Raw genomic sequence first — 18,035 nt, 5'->3', positions numbered from 1 at the left:
GTTGACTCCACGGAGTCAGCGGATGGACAGCAGCGGCCCGGGGGTGCGGCCGCCGGCCTGCTCGGCCGCATCGGTGAGCAGTCCGGATAGTTGCATGGGGTACACGGTCTCCCCCGCCGCTACCAGCGCGGCGATGTCAGCAGCGTCACACCAGCGGTGGCCGTGGATGTAGCTGCGTTCCAGCTCGGTTCGGCCCGTGCGCGACGGCTCGAACCGCTGGGTGCGGTAGACGAAGTAGAACTCCTCGCTGTCGATCAGCGAGCCGTTGAACTCGAAGACCTCGTCGCGCCGCCACACCGGCCCGACCATCTCGCCCGGCGCGACCCGCAGACCGGTTTCCTCGGCCAGCTCTCGCGCGGCGGCCTCGGCCAGCCGCTCCCCCTGCTGCACCTCCCCGCCCACCGTGAACCACCACTTCGGCGCGTGCTGGTGAGCGAGCGCGGGATCCGACCCGCACAGCAGCAGCACCGCGCCGGTGTCGTCGAGCAGCACGATGCGCGCCGAGGTGCGGTGGTTGAGGACGCCGTGGTCGCCGTGGGCCAGCGCGTGCGGCCGCTCGACGATCTCGAAATAGCTGGGCAGCGCGGCGGTTCCGCCGAGGTGGAACAGCCGCACCAGGGGCCGTTCGGCCAGCGCCAGGGTGTCCCGGACCGCGTCGTTGTGGAAACGACGGGCCAGCACCACGCGGGCCCCGGCGTCGGCCAGCTCGGCGATCAGCCCGGCCGGCAGCGACGCCGGATCGACGACGGCCAGCGCGGCCGACAGCTCGTTCTCGGCGTTTTCCCGCGCGGGCCGCGGCGCCCCCTCCGCGGCGTCGGCCAGCGCCGCCAGCCGCCGCCCTTCGGACGCACCGCCATAGGCGTCGATGGCGACGGCGCGCGACACCACCGCGCGCCGCGCCAGTGCGCCGTCGAGCGCCTGCCACGACAGGTCGTAGCGGACGTGCAACCGGTCCAGCCGGTTGGCCGTCCGGTACGCCCACGCGCCGAAGACCGCCAGCACCGCGACGAAGACCGCGATGGCGACGATCAGCCATGTCATCAAGTGGCCACCTCAACCTTGGCGCCTGACGCGGCGACCGTCTCGTATACCCGCGTGATCTGGCTGGCCACCACCGACCAGTCGTAGCGCTGGACAGCGGCCGATCCGGCCGTCACATAGCGTTCCCGCAGCACATCATCCTCCAGCACCGCGATCAGCGCATCGGCAAGCGCGTCGCCGTCGCCGATGGGCACCAGGCACCCGACGTCGCCGTTGCGCAGCACGCGGCGGAAGGCGTCCAGATCGCTCGCCACCACCGGGGTGCCGGCGGCCAGCGCCTCGACCAGAACGATGCCGAAACTCTCGCCGCCGAGGTTGGGCGCGCAGTAGGCGTCGGCGCTGCGCATGGCCGACGCCTTCCCGGCGTCGTCGACCTGGCCGAGGAAGCGGATGTGGTCCACCAATTCGCCTGCCTGGACCCGCAATTGGTCCTCGTCACCGCGGCCGACGACCAGCAGCTGCACGTCACTGAAACGCTCGACCAGCCCCGGCAGCGCGTCGAGCAGCACCGACATGCCCTTGCGTGGCTCGTCGTAGCGGCCCAGGAACAGCACCGTCTTGCCGGCGCGCGGGTAGCCGTCCATGCGCGGCGCCGAGGCGAACGAGGCGACATCGACGCCGTTGGGGATCTCCACCGCGTCGGTGCCCAGCGCCTCCATCTGCCAGCGGCGGGCCAAATCGGAGACCGCGATCCGCCCGACGATCTTCTCGTGCATCGGTCGCAGGATGCCCTGAAACACCGTCAGCGTCAGCGATTTGGTGGTCGACGTGTGAAACGTCGCCACGATCGGGCCCTCGGCGATGTTGAGGGCCAGCATGGACAGGCTCGGTGCGTTGGGCTCGTGCAGGTGGAGCACGTCGAAATCGCCTTCGGCGAGCCACTTTTTCACCTTGCGGTGGGTGGCCGGCCCGAACCGCAGCCGGGCCACCGACCCGTTGTAGGGAATCGGGACGGCCTTGCCCGCCGAGACGACGTAATCGGGCAACACGGCGTGCGGCGAGGACGGCGCGAGCACGCTGACGTCGTGACCCCGGGCGCGCATCACCTCGGCCAGCTGCAGAACGTGCGACTGCACCCCGCCCGGAACGTCGAACGAGTAGGGACACACCATCCCGATCCGCATCAGGTGTCCTTCAGCCGGGCCTGCTTGGCTTCGGGAAGGTCGGCCAGCCACTGCGGCTGCATCATGTGCCAGTCCTCGGGGCGGGCGGCGATGTTCTTCTCGAACTGATCGGCCATCGCCTGGGTGATGGCGCCGACGTCGCCGCTGGTGCAATCCAGCGGCGGGTGTATCGAGACGCCCCAGCCCCGGTCCTCGAACCAGCAGTGCGCCGGCAGCAGAGCCGCCCCGGTCGCGATGGCGAGCTTCGCCGGCCCGGCCGGCAGCCGGGTGGGCTCACCGAAGAAGTCGACCTGCACGCCGGTGCGGGTGAGGTCGCGCTCGGCCATCAAGCACACCACGCGGTTGTCCCGCAGCCGATCGCACAACACGTCGAACGGCGGCCGTTCTCCCCCGGACAGCGGCAGCACCTCGAAGCCGAGGCGCTCGCGGTAGGCGATGAAGCGCCGGTACAGCGACTCGGGTTTGAGGCGCTCGGCGACGGTGGTGAAGGTGCCGTGTGTCTGCGCCAGCCATACCCCGGCCATGTCCCAGTTGCCGCTGTGCGGCAACGCGATCACCGCGCCGCGGCCGCTGGACAGCGCCGCCTCGATATGGTCTCGCCCCAGCACCGAGTCGTGCAGCGCGCGGCCCACCTCGACCAGGTCCATGCCCGGCAGGCGGAACGCCTCGCGCCAGTAGCGGGCGTAGGAGGCCAGCGAGGCCCGCATCAGCGAGTCCGGCACCTCCCCGGGCGCCATTCCGATCACGCGGGCCAGGTTCTTGCGCAGTTGGTCGGGGCCGCCGCCGCGGGCGGCGTAGCGCGCCCCGGCCTCAAAGGCGTTGCGCGCGGCGAACTCCGGCATCGCCCGCACCGCCATCCAGCCGGACGCATACGCCCAGTCGGCGCCCATCCCACCCGTCAGGCGGCCCACCGTCCGGCTCGCCAACTGGCGGGCCAACCGGCGTTGCGCCCCAATCATGTTCATGCCCGGCGGAGTGGGAATCACGGCTCGCTCACCAACCGATCGGTCGCGCCGGGCGAGGTCCGCACCGCGTGCAACCGCTGCGCGCAGGTGACCAGGCTGGCCACCGCCAGCACCCACATCGCGACCGGCAGCGCGGGCGGCCACGCGACGAACGGGAAGTCGGAGACGCCCGCGCCGACGAGCACGATGATCAGCCGTTCCGGCCGTTCGATCAGGCCGCCGTCGCCGCGCAGCCCGCTGGCTTCGGCGCGGGCCTTGATGTAGGAGATCACCTGCGAGGTGACCAGGCAGATCAGCGTGGCGACCGCCAGCAGCTTGTCGTGCAGGCCGAAGACGATCCACCACAGCAGCCCGCAGAACACCGCGCCGTCGCTGACCCGGTCACAGGTGGCGTCCAGGACCGCGCCGAATCGGGTGCCGCCGCCGCGTTCCCGGGCCATCGCCCCATCGAGCATGTCGAAGAGGACGAAGAACCAGACCACCAGCGTGCCGGCGAACAGCTTGCCCATCGGGAACAGCGTGAGCGCCCCGGCCACCGCGACGATGGTGCCCAGGATGGTGACGACGTCGGGGGTCAATCCCAGCCGCAGGCATGCCCGTGCGGTGGGAGCGGTCAGCCGCGCGAACGCCGCCCGCGACAGGAACGGCATTTTGCTCATGGTTGCTTTGTCCACTCCGTGGCCAGCAGCTGGCGCGTCTCGCGCAGCAATTGCGGGATCACCTTCGACCCGCCGATGATGGTGATGAAGTTCGCGTCGCCACCCCAGCGCGGCACCACGTGCACGTGCAGGTGTTCGGCCAGCGACCCCCCGGCCGACGTCCCCAGGTTCAGGCCGACGTTGAAACCGTGCGGCCGCGAGACGTTCTTGATGACGCGAATCGCCTTCTGAATGAAGAACATCAGCTCCGCGCTTTCCGGGTCGGTCAGGTCCTCGAGCTCGGAGACGCGACGGTAGGGCACCACCATCAGGTGTCCGGGGTTGTAGGGGTAGAGGTTGAGCACGGCGTAGACGAGCTCGCCGCGGGCGACCACCAAACCGTCTTCGTCGGTGAGGTGCGGAATGTCGGTGAACGGCTGCTCGGTCTTGCCGTTGTCGCGCTTCATCGGCGCTTCGGCCAGATAGGTCATCCGGTACGGAGTCCACAACCGCTGCAGGTGATCCTCCTCGCCGACCCCCCTGTCCAGGATGGTGTCGTCGGTGCCCCGCTCGGCCGGTTCGCGATCACTCACGGTCGCTCACCACTTGACACTTTCACGAGTTCTGCTGTGGGCACGGAATTCTCGCGATCGGCGATCCACTTCACGATCGCCTCGACCGCGCTGTCGCGGGGCACACCGTTGATCTGCGTGCGGTCACCGAAACGGAAGCTGACCGCGCCTGCCTGCACGTCGCGGTCACCGGCCAGCAACATGAACGGCACCCGCTGGGCGGTGTGGTTGACGATCTTCTTGGCCATCCGGTCGTCGCTGGAGTCCACCTCGACGCGCACGCCGTGCGACTTGAGTTGCGCGGCAACGCTTTCCAGGTAGTCCACGTGCTCGTCGGCGACCGGGATGCCCACCGCCTGCACCGGCGCCAGCCACGCCGGGAAGGCTCCCGCGTAGTGCTCGGTGAGGATGCCGAAGAACCGCTCGATCGACCCGAACAGCGCCCGGTGGATCAGCACCGGCCGCTGCCGCGACCCGTCGGACGCGGTGTATTCCAGTTCGAAGCGGTCGGGCATGTTGAAGTCGAGCTGAATGGTGGACATCTGCCAGCTGCGTCCCAGCGCGTCCTTGACCTGTACCGAGATCTTCGGGCCGTAGAACGCCGCACCGCCGGGGTCGGGAACGAAATGCAACCCGGAGGCTTCGGCGACCTCCCGCAGGACTTCGGTGGCCTCGTCCCACATCTCGTCGGAGCCCGAATACTTCTCCGGGTCCTTGGTGGACAGCTCCAGGTAGAAGTCGTTGAGCCCGTAGTCGGCCAGCAGATCGAGCACGAAGCGCAGCAGCGAGGTCAGCTCGTCGCGCATCTGCTCTCGCGTGCAGTAGATGTGGGCGTCGTCCTGAGTCATGCCGCGCACCCGGGTCAGCCCGTGCACCACGCCCGACTTCTCGTAGCGGTACACGCTGCCGAACTCGAAGAGCCGCAACGGAAGTTCGCGATACGACCGACCGCGCGACCGGTAGATCAGGTGGTGCATCGGACAGTTCATCGGCTTGAGGTAGTAGTCCTGCCCCGGCTTGCGCACCGTCCCGTCCGGGTTGAACTCCGCGTCGAGGTGCATCGGCGGGTACATGCCGTCGGCGTACCACTCGAGGTGGCCCGAGGTGATGTACAGCTGCTCCTTGGTGATATGCGGAGTGTTGACGAACTCGTACCCGGCCTCGATGTGCTTGCGTCGCGAGTACTCCTCCAGCTCGCGACGGATGATGCCGCCCTTGGGATGGAAAACCGCCAGGCCGGAACCGATTTCGTCGGGAAAGCTGAACAGGTCCAGCTCGACGCCCAGCCTGCGGTGGTCGCGGCGCTGCGCCTCCTCGAGCAGCTCCAGGTGCTTGTCCAGCGCCTCCTGCGACTCCCAGGCGGTGCCGTAGATGCGTTGCAGGCTGGCGTTGCTCTGGTCGCCGCGCCAGTAGGCGGCCGAGCTGCGGGTCAGCTTGAACGCCGGGATGTGCTTGGTGGTGGGGATGTGCGGACCCCGGCACAGGTCGCCCCAAACCCGTTCCCGGGTGCGGGGATTCAGGTTGTCGTAGGCGGTGAGCTCGTCGCCGCCGACCTCCATGACGTCGGGATCCCCGGACTTGTCGTCGACGAGTTCGAGCTTGTAGGGCTCGTCGGCCAGCTCCGCGCGAGCCGCGTCCTTGGACGCGTAGACGCGGCGGTCGAACAGCTGACCGTCCTTGACGATCTGGCGCATCCGCTTTTCCAGCTTGGTCAGGTCCTCCGGCGTGAACGGTTCGGTCACGTCGAAGTCGTAGTAGAACCCGTCGGTGATCGGCGGCCCGATCCCCAATTTGGCGTGCGGGAACAGGTCCTGGACGGCTTGAGCCAGCACGTGTGCGGCCGAGTGCCGGATGACGCTGCGACCCTCGTCGGTGTTGGCGGCCACCGGGACGACGTCGGCGTCGGCGTCGGGCGTCCAGCTCAGGTCGCGCAGCTTGCCGTCAACGTCGCGCACCACCACGATCGCATCGGGCGCGCCCCGGCGCGGCAACCCGGCTTCGCCCACCGCAGCGGCCGCGGTGGTCCCGGCAGGCACCCGGATGGGGGCGTGCGGGACGTGGTTGGCGGGGGCGCTCATGAGGCTGGTTCTCCAAGGTTGGTGGTGTGAGGAGTCGATCGCTGCCATGCTATCGGTGCCGACCGCGCTCAGGGCTGGCCAGGCTTGAGCCGTACGAACAGCGCGTCGGCTTCGGTCAGCAACTGATCGCCGTCGGTCAACCGGCCCGACACGAAGATCTTGCGCCCATCCACCCGGTCGATGCCCGCGTCGAACTGCAGTTCCTTTTCCACCGGGACGATGTGGCGGTAGTCGATCTTGAGGTATGCGGTGCGCTGCCGCGGGTTGCCGGTGAGCACCGACGCCGACAACCCGAGGATGGAGTCGAACAGCATCCCCAGCGCGCCGCCGTGCACCGCGCCGTTGCGGCCCAGGTGGAATCGGGCGAAGCGGGCCTGGCCGTGGATCCGGCCGTCCTCGCCCTTGTGCGCCGACATCGGGATCGTCAGGATGTTGCCCCGCATCGGCAGGTCCATCCGCCGGCCCGACGGGGACGCCCACTCGTCGGCGTCGAACGGCGCCAGCAGCGCCGACGCCTTCTCCAGCAGGTCAGCGGCCTCGGTGATCACCTCGTCGGGCGCGTCGGCGGCCCGGGCGTGGTCCTGCAACGACCGCACGGCGTCGATGAACCGGCCGTAGTCGGGCCCGCCCTTGGTCGTCGGTTCCGGCGGGTTGAACCCGCCGCCCGGGTGTCGCTGATGTTCGGCCACCACAACACCGTATTGCCCGGCGGACGGGCTTTCGCGCAGTGGTTAGACGGGCTGCTGCGCCCCGGCGGCCGACAACGTTTCGAATTCGTCGTCGGACAGCTCGATCTGAGCGGCGGCGACGTTTTCCTCCAGGTGCGCGACCTTCGACGTGCCCGGGATCGGCACCATCACCGGCGAATGCTTCAGCAACCACGCCAACGCCAACTGCGACGGCGACGCGTCGTGGTCGGCGGCGATGCGCTGCAGCGGGCCGTCGGGGGCAGCCAGCGGCCCGGCGGCCAGCGGGAACCACGGGATGAACCCGATGCCCTGTTTGGTCGCGGCGTCCAGCAGCGGCTCGGCGCCACGGGCCGTCAGGTTGTACATGTTCTGCACCGAGACGATCTCGGTGACGCGCAGGGCCGCGTTCAACTGGTCGACGTCGATCTCGGACAGGCCGATGTGGCGGATCTTGCCCTCGTTCTTCAGGGTGAGCAGCTCGCCCACCTGATCTTCGAGCGGGAAGTTCTTGTCGATGCGGTGCAGCTGGAACAGGTCGATGGTGTCCACGCCCAGCCGGCGCAGGCTCATCTCGCATTCCTGGCGCAGGTAGCTCGGATTGCCCAACGGAATCCAGATGTCCGGGCCGGTGCGCAGCAGGCCCGCCTTGGTCGCGACCACCAGACCGTCGTAGGGATGCAGCGCCTCGCGGATGATGTCCTCGGACACGTAGGGGCCATAGGAGTCGGCGGTGTCGATGAAGTTCACGCCGAGTTCGACGGCCCGGCGCAGCACCCGGACGCATTCGGCGCGGTCGTCGGGCGGGCCCCACACGCCCTTGGCCGTCAGGCGCATGGCGCCGAAGCCGAGTCGGTTGACGGTCAGGTCGCCGCCGAAGGTGAAGGTTCCGGAGGCCCCTGCAACGGTTTTCGAGTTTTCTGCGGTCACTTGTACGACCGTACGCGCCGAATGCGGCGGCGCATCCCGGCGTGGCAAGCTGAGCAGGTGGACCTACGAGCGCTCGAGGAACTCCCGCTGACCTACGCCGAAGTGGGGGCGACGGCTTCCGGCGAGTTGCCCGCCGGATACGACCATCAACACGCCGAGCGCCAAATCGGTACGGGCGAACAGCGTTTCGAGCAAGCCGCGGCCGCCGTCATGCGCTGGGGCATGCAGCGCGGGTCCGGGCTGCGGGTGCAGGCCAGTTCGGAGATCGCCGTCGTCGACGCGGTGGTGGTGGTGAAGATGGGCTTTCTGCCGGCGCCCTGTCGCGTCGTCTACGTCGTCGACGAACCCGACATCCGCGGCTTCGGCTACGGCACCCTGCCGGGCCATCCGGAATCCGGCGAGGAACGCTTCGTGGTTCGTCGCGACCCGGTGACCTCGGCCGTGTACGCCGAGGTGTCCGCCTTCTCCCGGCCCGCGACCTGGTGGAGCAAGGCCGGCGGGCCGGTGGTGAAGGTGGGTCAGCGCCTCATCGCGAAGCGCTACCTGCGTGCGGTCTGACGGCTAACGCGCCGCGACGCGGCCTCCGACGGTGCCGTTGTGCACGCCCTGCGCCAGCCGGGCCAGCGCGACGGCACCGACGAGCAAGCCGAAGTCGCGCAGCGCGATGTCGTAGAAGCCGGGCCCGGTGACCAGATCGATGATGATCCCGGCGAGCCAGGCCGCGACCACCCAGGCGCCCCACCGCGGGGCCACCGCCACCAGCACCCCCGCCACGATCTCGATGATGCCCACCAGGTACATGCACTGGTCGGCCGTCCCGGGTACCAGATCGTTGATCCATCCCGCCAGATACATGCTCCAGTGATGCGGGTGGGTGAGCAGGTTGAAGAATTTGTCCAGCCCGAAAACGATGGGCGCGATGGTGAACACGGTGCGCAGCGCGAAGTACGCCGAGTAGGCCGGATCCCTCAGCTGGTCGGCGAGGGCGGGGGTTGCGGGGACTTGCTTGGTGCTCATGGGAGCCTCCATTTCTAACGGATAATACATTGAACGTTAGATTCGGTAGACTGTAGCGTCAAGCATTTTGTCTGTTAGAAATGGCGGTCGAATGGACGACGCGGACGCCTTGGGGCGCGATGCCGCCGGCATCGGCGCGCTCGCCGACCCGGTGCGCCGACAGCTCTACCAGTTCGTGTGCTCCCAGCCGGGGCTGGTGAGCCGTGACCAGGCGGCCGACGCCGTCGGAATCGCCCACCACCAGGCCAAGTTTCACCTGGACCGGCTCACCGCGGAGGGCCTGCTGGAATCCGATTACGCGCGCGTGTCCGGCCGCTCCGGGCCCGGCGCCGGACGCACCTCCAAGCTGTATCGCAGGGCGCGCCGCGATATCGCGGTCAGCCTTCCCCAGCGGGAGTACGAGTTGGCCGGGCGCTTGATGGCGACCGCCATCGCGCGCTCGGCCGATACCGGCGAGCCGGTTGCCGAAGTGCTGAACCGCGTCGCCCGCGAGTACGGCCACACCATGGTCGTGGGGTCCGCCCCCCCGAAAGACGCCGGCGCGGCGCTGCAGCGCACGGTCCGGGTGCTGCGCCGATACGGCTACGAGCCGCGTTTCTCCGACAGTGAGGTCGAGCTCGCCAACTGCCCGTTCCACGCGCTGGCGCAGGAGCAGACCGAGCTGGCCTGCAACATGAACCACGCGCTGATCACCGGTGTGGCCGATGCGCTCGCACCGCACGGCCCGGACGCACGACTCTGTCCCGGCCGGGACCGGTGTTGCGTCGTGCTCAGACCCGGCCGCCGGTAGGCCCCCAGCGGGACAGCAATTCCTCGGCGCCCGTGCACATCTCGTCGATGACGTCGGCCACCGACGCGTCGTCGCGGATCATCCCGACGCCCTGCCCGGCGTCCACCGGCGCGATGCGGCAGTCCCCGGCGTCGATCGCGGCGGCCAGTTCGTCGCAGGCCCCCGCGTCCAGCGCCTCCTCGCGTCCCGTCCAGTGCTCGACGAAGTCGTTGGCCAACACCCGCGACGGGAACCGCGCCGGCCAGGGCAGCCCCTTGGCAACGTCGAACACCCGGGTGACCGCGGTGTCGGTTTCGGTCGCCGTGACCAGGGCCCGCCGGCCGGCGTCGTCGGTCAGCGCCTCCGGGCATGCCGACAGCCGCGTCCCCACCCACGCTCCGCTGGCACCGGCGGCCAGCACCGCCGCCAGGCTGCGCGCCGAGGCGACACCGCCGCCGGCCAGCACCGGGACGGAGACGGCGTCCAGAACGGCGTCCAGCAGTGGCAGCAGCCCCAGCTTGTCCTCGCCGTGTCCGCCGCCCTCGGACCCGCGCGCGACCAGGATGTCGACGCCGGCGTCGACGGCCTGGCGCGCCCCGGCGCTGTCGTAAACCTGTGTGACGGTGGGGATTCCGGCGTCATGCGCCTTGGCGACCCACGACCATTCGGTGCCGAAGCTGACCGACAGCAGGACGGGCCGTGCGGCCAGCGCGTCCTCGAGCAGCCCGGCCTCGTTGCGCATCACCCAGTCGACCATGCCGATGCCGAACCGCCCGTCGACGTGGCGCAGCTGCTCGGCGAGCAGTTCCCTGGTCGCGACGCTGCCCATGCCGACCATGCCGAGGCCACCGGCGGCGGTGACCGCCGCGGCAAGGCGGCCACCGGCGACCCCGCCCATCGGGGCGTTGACGATGGGGACCCGCAGACCGAAATTCGTTGACCAGGGCGTCGACAGCATCGACGGTTAGTGCGCCGAGGGAATCGTCTTCAGCACCGTCAGCAGGACCACCGAGTCCTCGACCGCGTGCAGGGCGTGACGTTCGGGCGGAATCGCGACGTAGTGTCCGGCCTTGCCGTCCCAGGCGTCGCCGCCGGTCGTCAGGCGCACATGACCCTGCAGCACCTGCAGCGTCGCCTCACCGGGGCTGTCGTGTTCGGACAGGTCGTGACCGGCCAGCAGGGCCAGCACCGTCTGGCGCAGCTCGTGCGTGTGACCGCCGTGGATGGTGTGGGCGGCCCGTCCGCTGTGCGATTGCTTGGCTTCGGCGATCTTTTCGGACGAGAGGTCGGTCAGCGAGATGGATTCCATAGTGCGCCCTTCGGAGTTGCAAGGCCCGCACGGGCCTCGGGGGTTGGGAGTTAACCGCTCAGTAGCAGTATCCCCGCCACGACGAGGCCGACGACTTTGACCGTCTCCAGGGCGACGTAGGCGTAGTGGGCGCGGGAGCGCGGTCCGTCCGATCCGGCGAGCACCTTGTCGGCACGACGCGTCAGTGCGGGACGCACCGCGACCAGCTGGATGGCCAACGCGACCACGGCGACGGCGATCGCCACCACGACGCCCCCCGCGGTCGGGCCGGCCACGACGATGGCCCCGATGACGAGGGCAAAGGCCACCTCGACGGTATTGAGCGCGCGAAAGACCAGCCGCCCGATGCCGAGCCCGACCTGCAACGTCACGTTGGGCGCCCGGAATTTCAGCGGGGCTTCCAGGAACGAGATGGCCAGCACCATGCCGAGCCAGATGAAGGTCAACGCGACGGCAATCGCTGTGCCGGTGCTCATTTGGCCGCCAGCGTCAGGTGCGCCAGACACAGATCCGGCTCGACGAACGGGTCGAGCCGGTCCACCGAGACGGGCGCTCCCCAGGTTTCCATGGCTCCCTGCATGAGGCCCAGGTGCACCGGGCAGACGACGCTCGACCGGTTCTCGGCCAATTCGAGGAAGGGGCAGTGCCGCAGCCCGACCTGCTGCTCGCCGTCGCTCACCCGGCGCTCGGGCGCGAACCCGAGTTCGTCGAGCACGTCGATCAGGTGGGCGATGGCCTCTTCGGCGACGTCGGCGTCCTCGGGCACCGGGTGCAGTTCGGCGTCCATCTTCTGCCCCCAGGCCCGGCCCGCCGCCAACGCCTTGGGCCCTGGATCGCGCTCGGTGGCGAAGGCCGTGGCCAGGATCTCGGCCAGCAGCCGATAGTGCCGTGGCCCGCCGCGATCCATCTGGCGGACCGCGCGAAACATCAACGGCGGACGCCCCGGTCCCTTCCGGTCCAGTTCGACGTGTTCCACCTGCCCGTCAGCGACCAGGCCGTCGAGGTGGAAGCGGACGGTGTTGGGGTGCACGCCGAGCACGCCGGCGATTCCGGCGATGCTCATCGGATCCGGCGAGGCCCGCAGCAGCCGCATCACGGCGCGCCGCCGGCCGGCCGATTCCCCGGTTGACGAGTCCTGCGGCTTCTGGGATTTGTCGGATTTCAAAGGGCCCCTCCCGCTTCTAGTCCTTCACTCCCCGTCCGAATGGGTGGCACTGGGCTGGCCCGCCACCAGAGGCGTGTCGACACCGAGCGGCCCGACCTTGCCAGCCCCACCCGGGGACCCCAGGGGGGCGTCGCGACCCGGCAGCGTTTCAGCGAAGAACGCCTCATTGTCGGCCAGGTAGGGTTTGAGGTCCTCAGGCAGGTCATCTTCGTAGTAAATCGCTTCCACCGGACATACCGGTTCACACGCGCCGCAGTCAACGCATTCGTCGGGATGAATGTAGAGCGCCCGACCGCCTTCGTAAATGCAATCCACGGGGCATTCGTCGACGCAAGCGCGGTCCATCACATCGATGCATGGCTTCCCGATCACGTAGGTCATGCGCTAGAGTTTACACAACATAGCTTGTAAAAACTAGAGCAAAGGTCGGAGAACCCATGGCCGCCAACGAACTTGACGTACGCCAACTGCGCAAGCCGGACAAGCACCCGACCATCTTCGCGACCTACGCCGCGCTGCAGGTCGGTGAATCGTTGGTTCTGGTCAACAACCACGACCCCAGGCACCTGCACGACGAATTCGAGGCCGACTATCCGGGCGGCTACGACTGGGAGTATCTCGACGAAGGCCCCACCGTCTGGCGGATCCGGATCGGTAAACGCATCGAAATGCCACCCCCAGTGCGCCAGCTCGGACGTCTCGAGCTCGCCCTGGAGCCACTGGAAAGCTCTGCGCGGCAGGAGATCTGATGCCAGGACAACGAGCAGGTTCCGAACTTCCGCTACCGTCCTCGAGCCGCGCCGACGACGCGGTCGCCGGCCATTGGCTGCTGGCGCGGCTCGGTAAGCGCGTGCTGCGCCCCGGCGGTGTCGAGCTGACCCGCACCCTACTGTCGCACGCTCAGCTGAGCGGGGCCGACGTCGTCGAGCTGGCGCCGGGCCTGGGCCGCACCGCCACCGAGATCGTGGCCCGAGGGCCGCGGTCGTACGTCGGCGCCGAGGGCGACCCGGACGCGGCCAACGTGGTGCGCGGCGTGCTCAGCGATCTCGGTGCGCAAAACGCGGCCGTCCGGGTCGCCGATGCGGCCGCCACCGGATTGCCGGACGCGAGCAGCGATGTCGTCATCGGAGAGGCGATGCTGAGCATGCAGGGCGAGGCGGCCAAGGCGGCCATCGTCGCCGAGGCGGCGCGGGTGCTGCGGCCGGGCGGGCGTTACGCCATCCACGAACTCGCCCTCACCCCGGACAACGTGCCCGATGACATCAGCACCGACATCCGACAGGCGCTCGCCCGGGCGATCAAGGTGAACGCGCGTCCGCTGACGGTCGCGGAGTGGTCGAAACTGCTCGCGGAGCACGGATTGGTGGTGGATGAGGTCGCGACCGCGCCGATGGCGCTGCTGCAGCCACGCCGGCTGGTGTCCGACGAGGGACTCTTCGGCGCGCTGCGATTCGCCAGGAACGTGCTCGTGCACCGCGACGCCCGCAAGCGGGTCCTGACCATGCGCCGCACGTTCCACAAACATCGCAAGCAACTGGCCGCCGTCGCCATCGTCGCCCACAAACCGGCGCAGGCGGACACCGCCTGACAACCGCTGCAGCGCTTAGACCTTCGCGTTTGCACCCCTGGCTACTTTGGGCCGCTTCCGCAATCTCTGCGTGACGGTTTAGTTACGTCCCCTGACAAAACTTGGCTGCGGCAGTTGCGGGGAGAACAAAGGAGCTTGCCGGTTATGGGTGCTACCCCACCGTTGTTGACGGATTCCGACCTCGATGCGTTGGCGTCGGATTTTCTGCAGTCGCACTACCTCGGGTCCATCTACGCCGATTGGTCACCGGATCGACGGCTCGACATGTTCCTGCGGCGGCGCGGTCTCGCCCGGGTGGCCAACGACGGCGACCTGTCGCACAACGTCCTGGAACGCATCATGGCCCGCGGCCGCGCCACGCTGGCGCGGCACTGATCGGCCGATTTTTCACATAGGACCAGGTAGGCGATCCGATGACCAAAAACCTCAAAAAAACGGGATTTCGCACGGCGAAAATACCGGCCAACGCATTGGTACAGACGTACTATTGTGCCCTAGAGCGCGACGCACCTCCGGGGCCGGACGAGGCGTTGAGGCTAGCGGGGAGGGGACGATGAATTCACCGAAATGGACAGTTCATTGGCCGCAGCGCAGCAGGCCGACGGCCACGATCTACCAGTTGACCGACCGCCTCCACAAAGGGCACATCGCTCGCGTTCCCGCACACCAGATCACGGCGACGGTTGCGGCCTGGCTGGCCGACCTGGGAGCCGACAGCCCGTTGGTCGACGAACTCGAGCGCGCCGTCTGTGGCGGCGACTGGGCGGCCGCACACGCGCTGAGCGAGTGCCTGTCCATCGAGATCGCGGTGGCCGACTAGTCAAGTCGTCGTCCAGCAAATCGCCGTAATTAATCGACATTATTGCTGGTTTTCATCGACAGTTTTGTTGACGTATATCGACGTGCCCAACAGTAACGGGCGTGTCCGACCTCCCGACACAAACCAGGTATCTGCAGGCCTCGAGGGGCCGGCGGGCGTCGCACTATCCCGGTGACGACCGCGAGCAGGCAATACTCGCCACCGCCGAGCGGTTGCTGCAGGAAAGGCCGCTGGCCGACTTTTCCGTCGACGACCTAGCAAAAGGCGCCGGGATATCGCGGCCCACCTTCTACTTCTATTTCCGGTCGAAGAACGCGGTGCTGCTGTCGCTGCTGGACCAGATGAACAGCAAGGCGCACGCGGCGCTACGCGCGCTCGACGTCGTGTCGTCCGGTGACCCCGAGGCGATTTGGCGGGCACGCATCGAATCGTTCTTCGAGGTGTCCGGATCGCACCGGGCGGTCGCCGTCGCGGGCGCCGCGGCCAAGGCGACCAACCCCGAGGTGCGGCAACTGTGGTCGGCACTCATGAACAAGTGGATCGCCTACACCACCATCGCGATCAAGGCCGAACGCGGTCGCGGCGCGGCCCCCGACACCATCCCGGCCGGCGAGCTGTCCGTGGCGCTCAACATGCTGAGCGAGCGGATGATGGCCGCGGCCTTCACCGCCGAGGATCAGGCGATCCCCGAAGACCGGGTGATCGACACGCTGCTGCACGTCTGGCTCGCCAGCATCTATCAGCGCTGACCGAGCGCCCGCGCCGCGCGGCCCAGGCTCTCGTCGATCAGCCGGTCGGCGGCACCGAAGTACGTCGGCGACGGCTCCTTGGCCACCAGGTCGGCGATCGCCCGCTGCTCTCCCAAAACATCTGCGGCAGTGATGTTTTCGGCCATTCGCTGCGCGTGCACGGTCAACCCGGCGAGCAGCTCGCCGCTCTGGGAACCCGCGACGAGGGTGCGCCGACCCAGCGTGCGCAGCGTGTCCCATTCGGCGTGCCACGCCCCGTCGGGGCGCTCGTCGTTGGCCAGTGCCGCCGCCGTATGCAGCGTCGCGGCCAACGGCGGCCCGGCGATGGACGCACGGCGAATCAGAATGGACAGTACCGGGTTTCGCTTGTGCGGCATCGACGACGAGCCGCCGCGATCGGCGGTTGCCGACTCGCCGAGCTCGGCGATCTCCGGGCGCGCCAGGGTGACGACGTCGGAGGCGATGCGGCCCCAGGCGTCGGTGCAGCCGACGAAGGCGTCGGCGGCCGCGGTGATGGGCGCGCGGGCGGTGTGCCACGCGGGCCGGTCCTGCAGACCCAATGTGGTTGCGGCGCTCCGCATGAGCTGCAGTGAGACGCCGGCGGGGTCGTCGGTGCCGGTGAGCAATGCCGCCAGCTCCGTCGTTGCGGCCAATGTGCCCGCGGCGCCGCCGATTTGGATCGGCGTGCTCAGCGCGGTCATCCGCTCGAACGCGTCGACGATCCCGGTCAGCCAGCCTGCGGCCTTGACGCCGAAGGTGGTGGGCGCGGCATGCTGGGTGAGGGTGCGGGCCAGCATCGGCGTGCGCCGGTGCCCGGTGGCGAGTTCGGTCAGGGCGGAAATCTGCTGTCTCAGCTGGGCTCTCAGTCCGTCGGCGACCCCGCGCACGGCCAGCATCAGGCTCGTGTCCAGGATGTCCTGGCTGGTGAGGCCGCGGTGGATCCAGGGCGCGATACCCGGTTCGGCCCGCTGCCGCAGCAGTTTGACCAGGGGGATGACCGGGTTGCCGCCGTCCTCGGCCGTGACCGCGAGCGACTCACAGTCGGTGTGCGTGACCAGATTCCACAGGTCCGCTTCGGCGCACCCGGCGGGCGCGAGACCGGCCGCCGCCAGCGCGTCCAACCACGCGCATTCCGCCGCGATCATCGATCCCAGCAGCGCCTCATCGGTCATGTGCTCGCCGGCGCGATAGTCTCCGGGCCACAACAGGTTGCTCATCGCGCACCTTCGGAGTATGCGAGGAACACGGTCTCGGCCGGGCCCTGCAGGTGGATATCGAAACGGAAAGCGGTGCCGCCTTTTTCGGCGACGCAGAACAATGTGGGCCGGCGCGCGCCGTCGACCGCCGCCAGCAGCGGATCGGCGCGCGGGTCCGCGCCGGGCAGATAGGCGCGGGTGAACAGCCGGTTCAGCAGCCCCCGGGCGAACACGGTGAGCGCGAAGAACGGCGGACGCCCGGCGGTCGCGGATCCGGGCACCAGGGTGGTGAAGGAGTAGCTGCCATCGGCGTCGGTCGCGCAGCGCCCCCAGCCGGTGAATGGCCCATGGCCGCGGCGCAGCGAACCGGCTTGCCGCGGAACGCCTCCCGCACCGTCGGGCTGCCACAGTTCCACCAGTGCGTCCGGAACGGCGGCGCCGGCCCCGTCGTACACCGCCCCGCGCAGCCGGATGGCCTGCGGATGACCGTCGTCGACCAGCAGGTTGTCGCCGGGATACGGCAAGCCCAGGTCGAGGAACGGGCCGACGGTTTGCCCTGGCGTGCAAGCAGATTCAGTCATGCTCGGCCTCGGTCGGGGTTCGTGCGCTACCGGCCAGCACGATGTCCCACCGGTACCCGGTCGCGTACTCCGGCTCGGTGAGGTCGTGGTCGTAGCGGGCGATCAGCCGTTGCCGCGCGGCGGGATCGAGGATCGACTGGAAGATCGGGTCAAGCTCGAACATCGGGTCGCCCGGGAAGTACATCTGGGTGACCAGGCGCTGGGTGAAAGCCGTTCCGAATACCGAGAAATGGATGTGCGCCGGGCGCCACGCGTTGTGGTGGTTGCGCCACGGGTAGGGGCCCGGCTTGATGGTCACGAAGCGGTAGGTGCCGTCCGGCCCGGTCAGACAGCGGCCCGCGCCGGTGAAGTTCGGGTCGAGCGGTGCGGGGTGCTGGTCGCGCTGGTGGCGGTAGCGCCCGCCGGCGTTGGCCTGCCAGATCTCCACCAACTGGCCCGCCACCGCCCGGCCGGATTCGTCGAGGACGCGCCCGGTCACCACGACGCGCTCGCCGATCGGCTCGCCCGGATGACCGGCCGTCAGGTCGGCGTCGAGCGGGTCGACGTCCTGGTGGCCGAAGCACGGCGCCCAGCGCTCGACGCCCTCGGGATCGACGACGACCAGCGGTTGCTTCGGATGGCGCAGGATCGTGCTGCGGTACGGCGGATAGTCGAGCAGCGGCTGCTCCACATGCCCGACTCCCCCGGCGCTCCGGTATTGCGCTGCGATGCGGGCGATCTCCGCGGTGATGCCACCCTGAGAAGCGACACACTCGGGCTTCATGTGCCGTGAGGCTACTCTCGGTGGCCCACCGAATCCCGCAAGCG

At 69.0% G+C, this 18,035-nt stretch carries 24 protein-coding genes; 7 read left to right on the top strand and 17 right to left on the bottom strand.

The genetic code is table 11. The annotated features are described in order from the left end of the window. Positions 1–15: 15 nt before the first annotated feature. The 8 genes from A5732_RS19260 to A5732_RS19225 form a co-directional block, all read right to left on the bottom strand. Complete coding sequence (locus A5732_RS19260; protein ID WP_076103017.1) at positions 16–1,041, bottom strand: NUDIX hydrolase; 1,026 nt, start codon at positions 1,039–1,041, stop codon at positions 16–18. Further along, the gene (locus A5732_RS19255) at positions 1,041–2,165 is read right to left on the bottom strand and encodes a glycosyltransferase family 4 protein (protein ID WP_076051943.1); all 1,125 of its coding nucleotides are present in this window, start codon (positions 2,163–2,165) and stop codon (positions 1,041–1,043) included. Before A5732_RS19255 ends, A5732_RS19260 begins: the two co-directional genes overlap by 1 nt. Further along, entirely contained in the window at positions 2,165–3,130 is a 966-nt protein-coding gene (locus A5732_RS19250; RefSeq protein WP_076051942.1) for a phosphatidylinositol mannoside acyltransferase, read from the bottom strand. The genes A5732_RS19255 and A5732_RS19250 overlap by 1 nt, the downstream gene beginning before the upstream one ends. Before the next feature lie 17 nt (positions 3,131–3,147). Further along, positions 3,148–3,789 carry a phosphatidylinositol phosphate synthase gene (gene pgsA / locus A5732_RS19245; protein ID WP_064954814.1) on the bottom strand — a complete coding sequence of 214 codons (642 nt, stop codon included), beginning with the start codon at positions 3,787–3,789 and terminating at the stop codon, positions 3,148–3,150. Beyond that, the gene (locus A5732_RS19240) at positions 3,786–4,361 is read right to left on the bottom strand and encodes an HIT family protein (RefSeq protein ID WP_064954798.1); all 576 of its coding nucleotides are present in this window, start codon (positions 4,359–4,361) and stop codon (positions 3,786–3,788) included. Before A5732_RS19240 ends, pgsA begins: the two co-directional genes overlap by 4 nt. Further along, entirely contained in the window at positions 4,358–6,418 is a 2,061-nt protein-coding gene (gene thrS, locus A5732_RS19235; RefSeq protein ID WP_076103016.1) for a threonine--tRNA ligase, read from the bottom strand. The genes A5732_RS19240 and thrS overlap by 4 nt, the downstream gene beginning before the upstream one ends. A 68-nt stretch (positions 6,419–6,486) precedes the next feature. Then, on the bottom strand, positions 6,487–7,110 hold the full coding sequence (locus A5732_RS19230; RefSeq protein ID WP_170879981.1) for a PaaI family thioesterase: 624 nt from the start codon (positions 7,108–7,110) through the stop codon (positions 6,487–6,489). A 39-nt stretch (positions 7,111–7,149) separates the two neighbouring features. Then, complete coding sequence (locus tag A5732_RS19225) at positions 7,150–8,034, bottom strand: aldo/keto reductase (RefSeq protein ID WP_076103015.1); 885 nt, start codon at positions 8,032–8,034, stop codon at positions 7,150–7,152. A gap of 57 nt (positions 8,035–8,091) precedes the next feature. On the opposite strand from A5732_RS19225, the gene A5732_RS19220 reads away from it, so the two are divergent. Continuing rightward, complete coding sequence (locus A5732_RS19220) at positions 8,092–8,592, top strand: DUF1990 family protein (protein WP_064879921.1); 501 nt, start codon at positions 8,092–8,094, stop codon at positions 8,590–8,592. A 3-nt stretch (positions 8,593–8,595) separates the two neighbouring features. Here A5732_RS19220 and A5732_RS19215 read toward each other — a convergent pair whose 3' ends face one another. Further along, positions 8,596–9,051: a DoxX family membrane protein gene (locus tag A5732_RS19215; RefSeq protein WP_076051939.1), complete on the bottom strand. Its 456-nt coding sequence runs from the start codon at positions 9,049–9,051 to the stop codon at positions 8,596–8,598. A gap of 91 nt (positions 9,052–9,142) precedes the next feature. Between A5732_RS19215 and A5732_RS19210 the strand changes: the two genes are divergently transcribed. Continuing rightward, the gene (locus A5732_RS19210; RefSeq protein ID WP_076051938.1) at positions 9,143–9,841 is read left to right on the top strand and encodes a helix-turn-helix transcriptional regulator; all 699 of its coding nucleotides are present in this window, start codon (positions 9,143–9,145) and stop codon (positions 9,839–9,841) included. On the opposite strand, the gene A5732_RS19205 is transcribed toward A5732_RS19210, so the two are convergent. From A5732_RS19205 to fdxA, 5 genes are all read right to left on the bottom strand, one after another. Next, positions 9,822–10,778: an NAD(P)H-dependent flavin oxidoreductase gene (locus A5732_RS19205; protein WP_076103014.1), complete on the bottom strand. Its 957-nt coding sequence runs from the start codon at positions 10,776–10,778 to the stop codon at positions 9,822–9,824. The two genes, A5732_RS19210 and A5732_RS19205, sit on opposite strands and share 20 nt — an antisense overlap. A gap of 6 nt (positions 10,779–10,784) precedes the next feature. Continuing rightward, entirely contained in the window at positions 10,785–11,129 is a 345-nt protein-coding gene (locus A5732_RS19200) for a cupin domain-containing protein (RefSeq protein ID WP_076051936.1), read from the bottom strand. A gap of 50 nt (positions 11,130–11,179) precedes the next feature. Beyond that, the gene (locus tag A5732_RS19195; RefSeq protein ID WP_076051935.1) at positions 11,180–11,605 is read right to left on the bottom strand and encodes a hypothetical protein; all 426 of its coding nucleotides are present in this window, start codon (positions 11,603–11,605) and stop codon (positions 11,180–11,182) included. After that, a complete protein-coding gene (locus tag A5732_RS19190) occupies positions 11,602–12,222 on the bottom strand; it encodes a helix-turn-helix transcriptional regulator (RefSeq protein ID WP_231120853.1) in 621 nt (206 codons plus the stop codon). The genes A5732_RS19195 and A5732_RS19190 overlap by 4 nt, the downstream gene beginning before the upstream one ends. A 96-nt stretch (positions 12,223–12,318) precedes the next feature. Beyond that, entirely contained in the window at positions 12,319–12,675 is a 357-nt protein-coding gene (fdxA, locus tag A5732_RS19185; protein ID WP_064950504.1) for a ferredoxin, read from the bottom strand. 56 nt (positions 12,676–12,731) lie between these two features. On the opposite strand from fdxA, the gene A5732_RS19180 reads away from it, so the two are divergent. From A5732_RS19180 to A5732_RS19160, 5 genes are all read left to right on the top strand, one after another. After that, on the top strand, positions 12,732–13,043 hold the full coding sequence (locus A5732_RS19180) for a DUF2249 domain-containing protein (RefSeq protein WP_076103013.1): 312 nt from the start codon (positions 12,732–12,734) through the stop codon (positions 13,041–13,043). Next, entirely contained in the window at positions 13,043–13,882 is an 840-nt protein-coding gene (locus tag A5732_RS19175) for a methyltransferase domain-containing protein (RefSeq protein ID WP_076051933.1), read from the top strand. Before A5732_RS19180 ends, A5732_RS19175 begins: the two co-directional genes overlap by 1 nt. 165 nt (positions 13,883–14,047) lie before the next feature. Continuing rightward, entirely contained in the window at positions 14,048–14,257 is a 210-nt protein-coding gene (locus A5732_RS19170; protein WP_171975051.1) for a hypothetical protein, read from the top strand. Between the two features lie 178 nt (positions 14,258–14,435). Continuing rightward, positions 14,436–14,702, top strand: coding sequence for a hypothetical protein (locus A5732_RS19165; RefSeq protein WP_076051931.1), 267 nt, complete (start codon positions 14,436–14,438; stop codon positions 14,700–14,702). Between the two features lie 101 nt (positions 14,703–14,803). Then, the gene (locus A5732_RS19160; protein WP_076051930.1) at positions 14,804–15,451 is read left to right on the top strand and encodes a TetR/AcrR family transcriptional regulator; all 648 of its coding nucleotides are present in this window, start codon (positions 14,804–14,806) and stop codon (positions 15,449–15,451) included. Here the strand turns inward: A5732_RS19160 and A5732_RS19155 are convergent. The 3 genes from A5732_RS19155 to pcaH are packed head-to-tail and all read right to left on the bottom strand — an operon-like array spanning position 15,442 to position 17,991. Then, positions 15,442–16,668: a lyase family protein gene (locus tag A5732_RS19155; protein ID WP_076103012.1), complete on the bottom strand. Its 1,227-nt coding sequence runs from the start codon at positions 16,666–16,668 to the stop codon at positions 15,442–15,444. The two genes, A5732_RS19160 and A5732_RS19155, sit on opposite strands and share 10 nt — an antisense overlap. Beyond that, positions 16,665–17,228, bottom strand: coding sequence for a protocatechuate 3,4-dioxygenase subunit alpha (gene pcaG, locus A5732_RS19150; RefSeq protein ID WP_076103011.1), 564 nt, complete (start codon positions 17,226–17,228; stop codon positions 16,665–16,667). The genes A5732_RS19155 and pcaG overlap by 4 nt, the downstream gene beginning before the upstream one ends. Continuing rightward, the gene (gene pcaH / locus A5732_RS19145) at positions 17,221–17,991 is read right to left on the bottom strand and encodes a protocatechuate 3,4-dioxygenase subunit beta (RefSeq protein ID WP_076051927.1); all 771 of its coding nucleotides are present in this window, start codon (positions 17,989–17,991) and stop codon (positions 17,221–17,223) included. The genes pcaG and pcaH overlap by 8 nt, the downstream gene beginning before the upstream one ends. Between the last annotated feature and the right edge of the window lie 44 nt (positions 17,992–18,035).

Source organism: Mycobacterium colombiense (assembly GCF_001953985.1).
GTDB lineage: Bacteria > Actinomycetota > Actinomycetes > Mycobacteriales > Mycobacteriaceae > Mycobacterium > Mycobacterium colombiense_B.
This window is presented reverse-complemented; position numbering and strand designations above follow the sequence as displayed.

Coding starts and splice junctions, on each gene's coding strand:
- A5732_RS19260 (WP_076103017.1), bottom strand. CDS start 1,041: ATGACATGGCTGATCGTCGCCATCGCGGTCTTCGTCGCGGTGCTGGCG.
- A5732_RS19255 (WP_076051943.1), bottom strand. CDS start 2,165: ATGCGGATCGGGATGGTGTGTCCCTACTCGTTCGACGTTCCGGGCGGG.
- A5732_RS19250 (WP_076051942.1), bottom strand. CDS start 3,130: ATGAACATGATTGGGGCGCAACGCCGGTTGGCCCGCCAGTTGGCGAGC.
- pgsA (WP_064954814.1), bottom strand. CDS start 3,789: ATGAGCAAAATGCCGTTCCTGTCGCGGGCGGCGTTCGCGCGGCTGACC.
- thrS (WP_076103016.1), bottom strand. CDS start 6,418: ATGAGCGCCCCCGCCAACCACGTCCCGCACGCCCCCATCCGGGTGCCT.
- A5732_RS19215 (WP_076051939.1), bottom strand. CDS start 9,051: ATGAGCACCAAGCAAGTCCCCGCAACCCCCGCCCTCGCCGACCAGCTG.
- A5732_RS19210 (WP_076051938.1), top strand. CDS start 9,143: ATGGACGACGCGGACGCCTTGGGGCGCGATGCCGCCGGCATCGGCGCG.
- A5732_RS19205 (WP_076103014.1), bottom strand. CDS start 10,778: ATGCTGTCGACGCCCTGGTCAACGAATTTCGGTCTGCGGGTCCCCATC.
- A5732_RS19200 (WP_076051936.1), bottom strand. CDS start 11,129: ATGGAATCCATCTCGCTGACCGACCTCTCGTCCGAAAAGATCGCCGAA.
- A5732_RS19195 (WP_076051935.1), bottom strand. CDS start 11,605: ATGAGCACCGGCACAGCGATTGCCGTCGCGTTGACCTTCATCTGGCTC.
- A5732_RS19190 (WP_231120853.1), bottom strand. CDS start 12,222: ATGCGGCTGCTGCGGGCCTCGCCGGATCCGATGAGCATCGCCGGAATC.
- fdxA (WP_064950504.1), bottom strand. CDS start 12,675: ATGACCTACGTGATCGGGAAGCCATGCATCGATGTGATGGACCGCGCT.
- A5732_RS19180 (WP_076103013.1), top strand. CDS start 12,732: ATGGCCGCCAACGAACTTGACGTACGCCAACTGCGCAAGCCGGACAAG.
- A5732_RS19175 (WP_076051933.1), top strand. CDS start 13,043: ATGCCAGGACAACGAGCAGGTTCCGAACTTCCGCTACCGTCCTCGAGC.
- A5732_RS19165 (WP_076051931.1), top strand. CDS start 14,436: ATGAATTCACCGAAATGGACAGTTCATTGGCCGCAGCGCAGCAGGCCG.
- A5732_RS19155 (WP_076103012.1), bottom strand. CDS start 16,668: ATGAGCAACCTGTTGTGGCCCGGAGACTATCGCGCCGGCGAGCACATG.
- pcaG (WP_076103011.1), bottom strand. CDS start 17,228: ATGACTGAATCTGCTTGCACGCCAGGGCAAACCGTCGGCCCGTTCCTC.
- pcaH (WP_076051927.1), bottom strand. CDS start 17,991: ATGAAGCCCGAGTGTGTCGCTTCTCAGGGTGGCATCACCGCGGAGATC.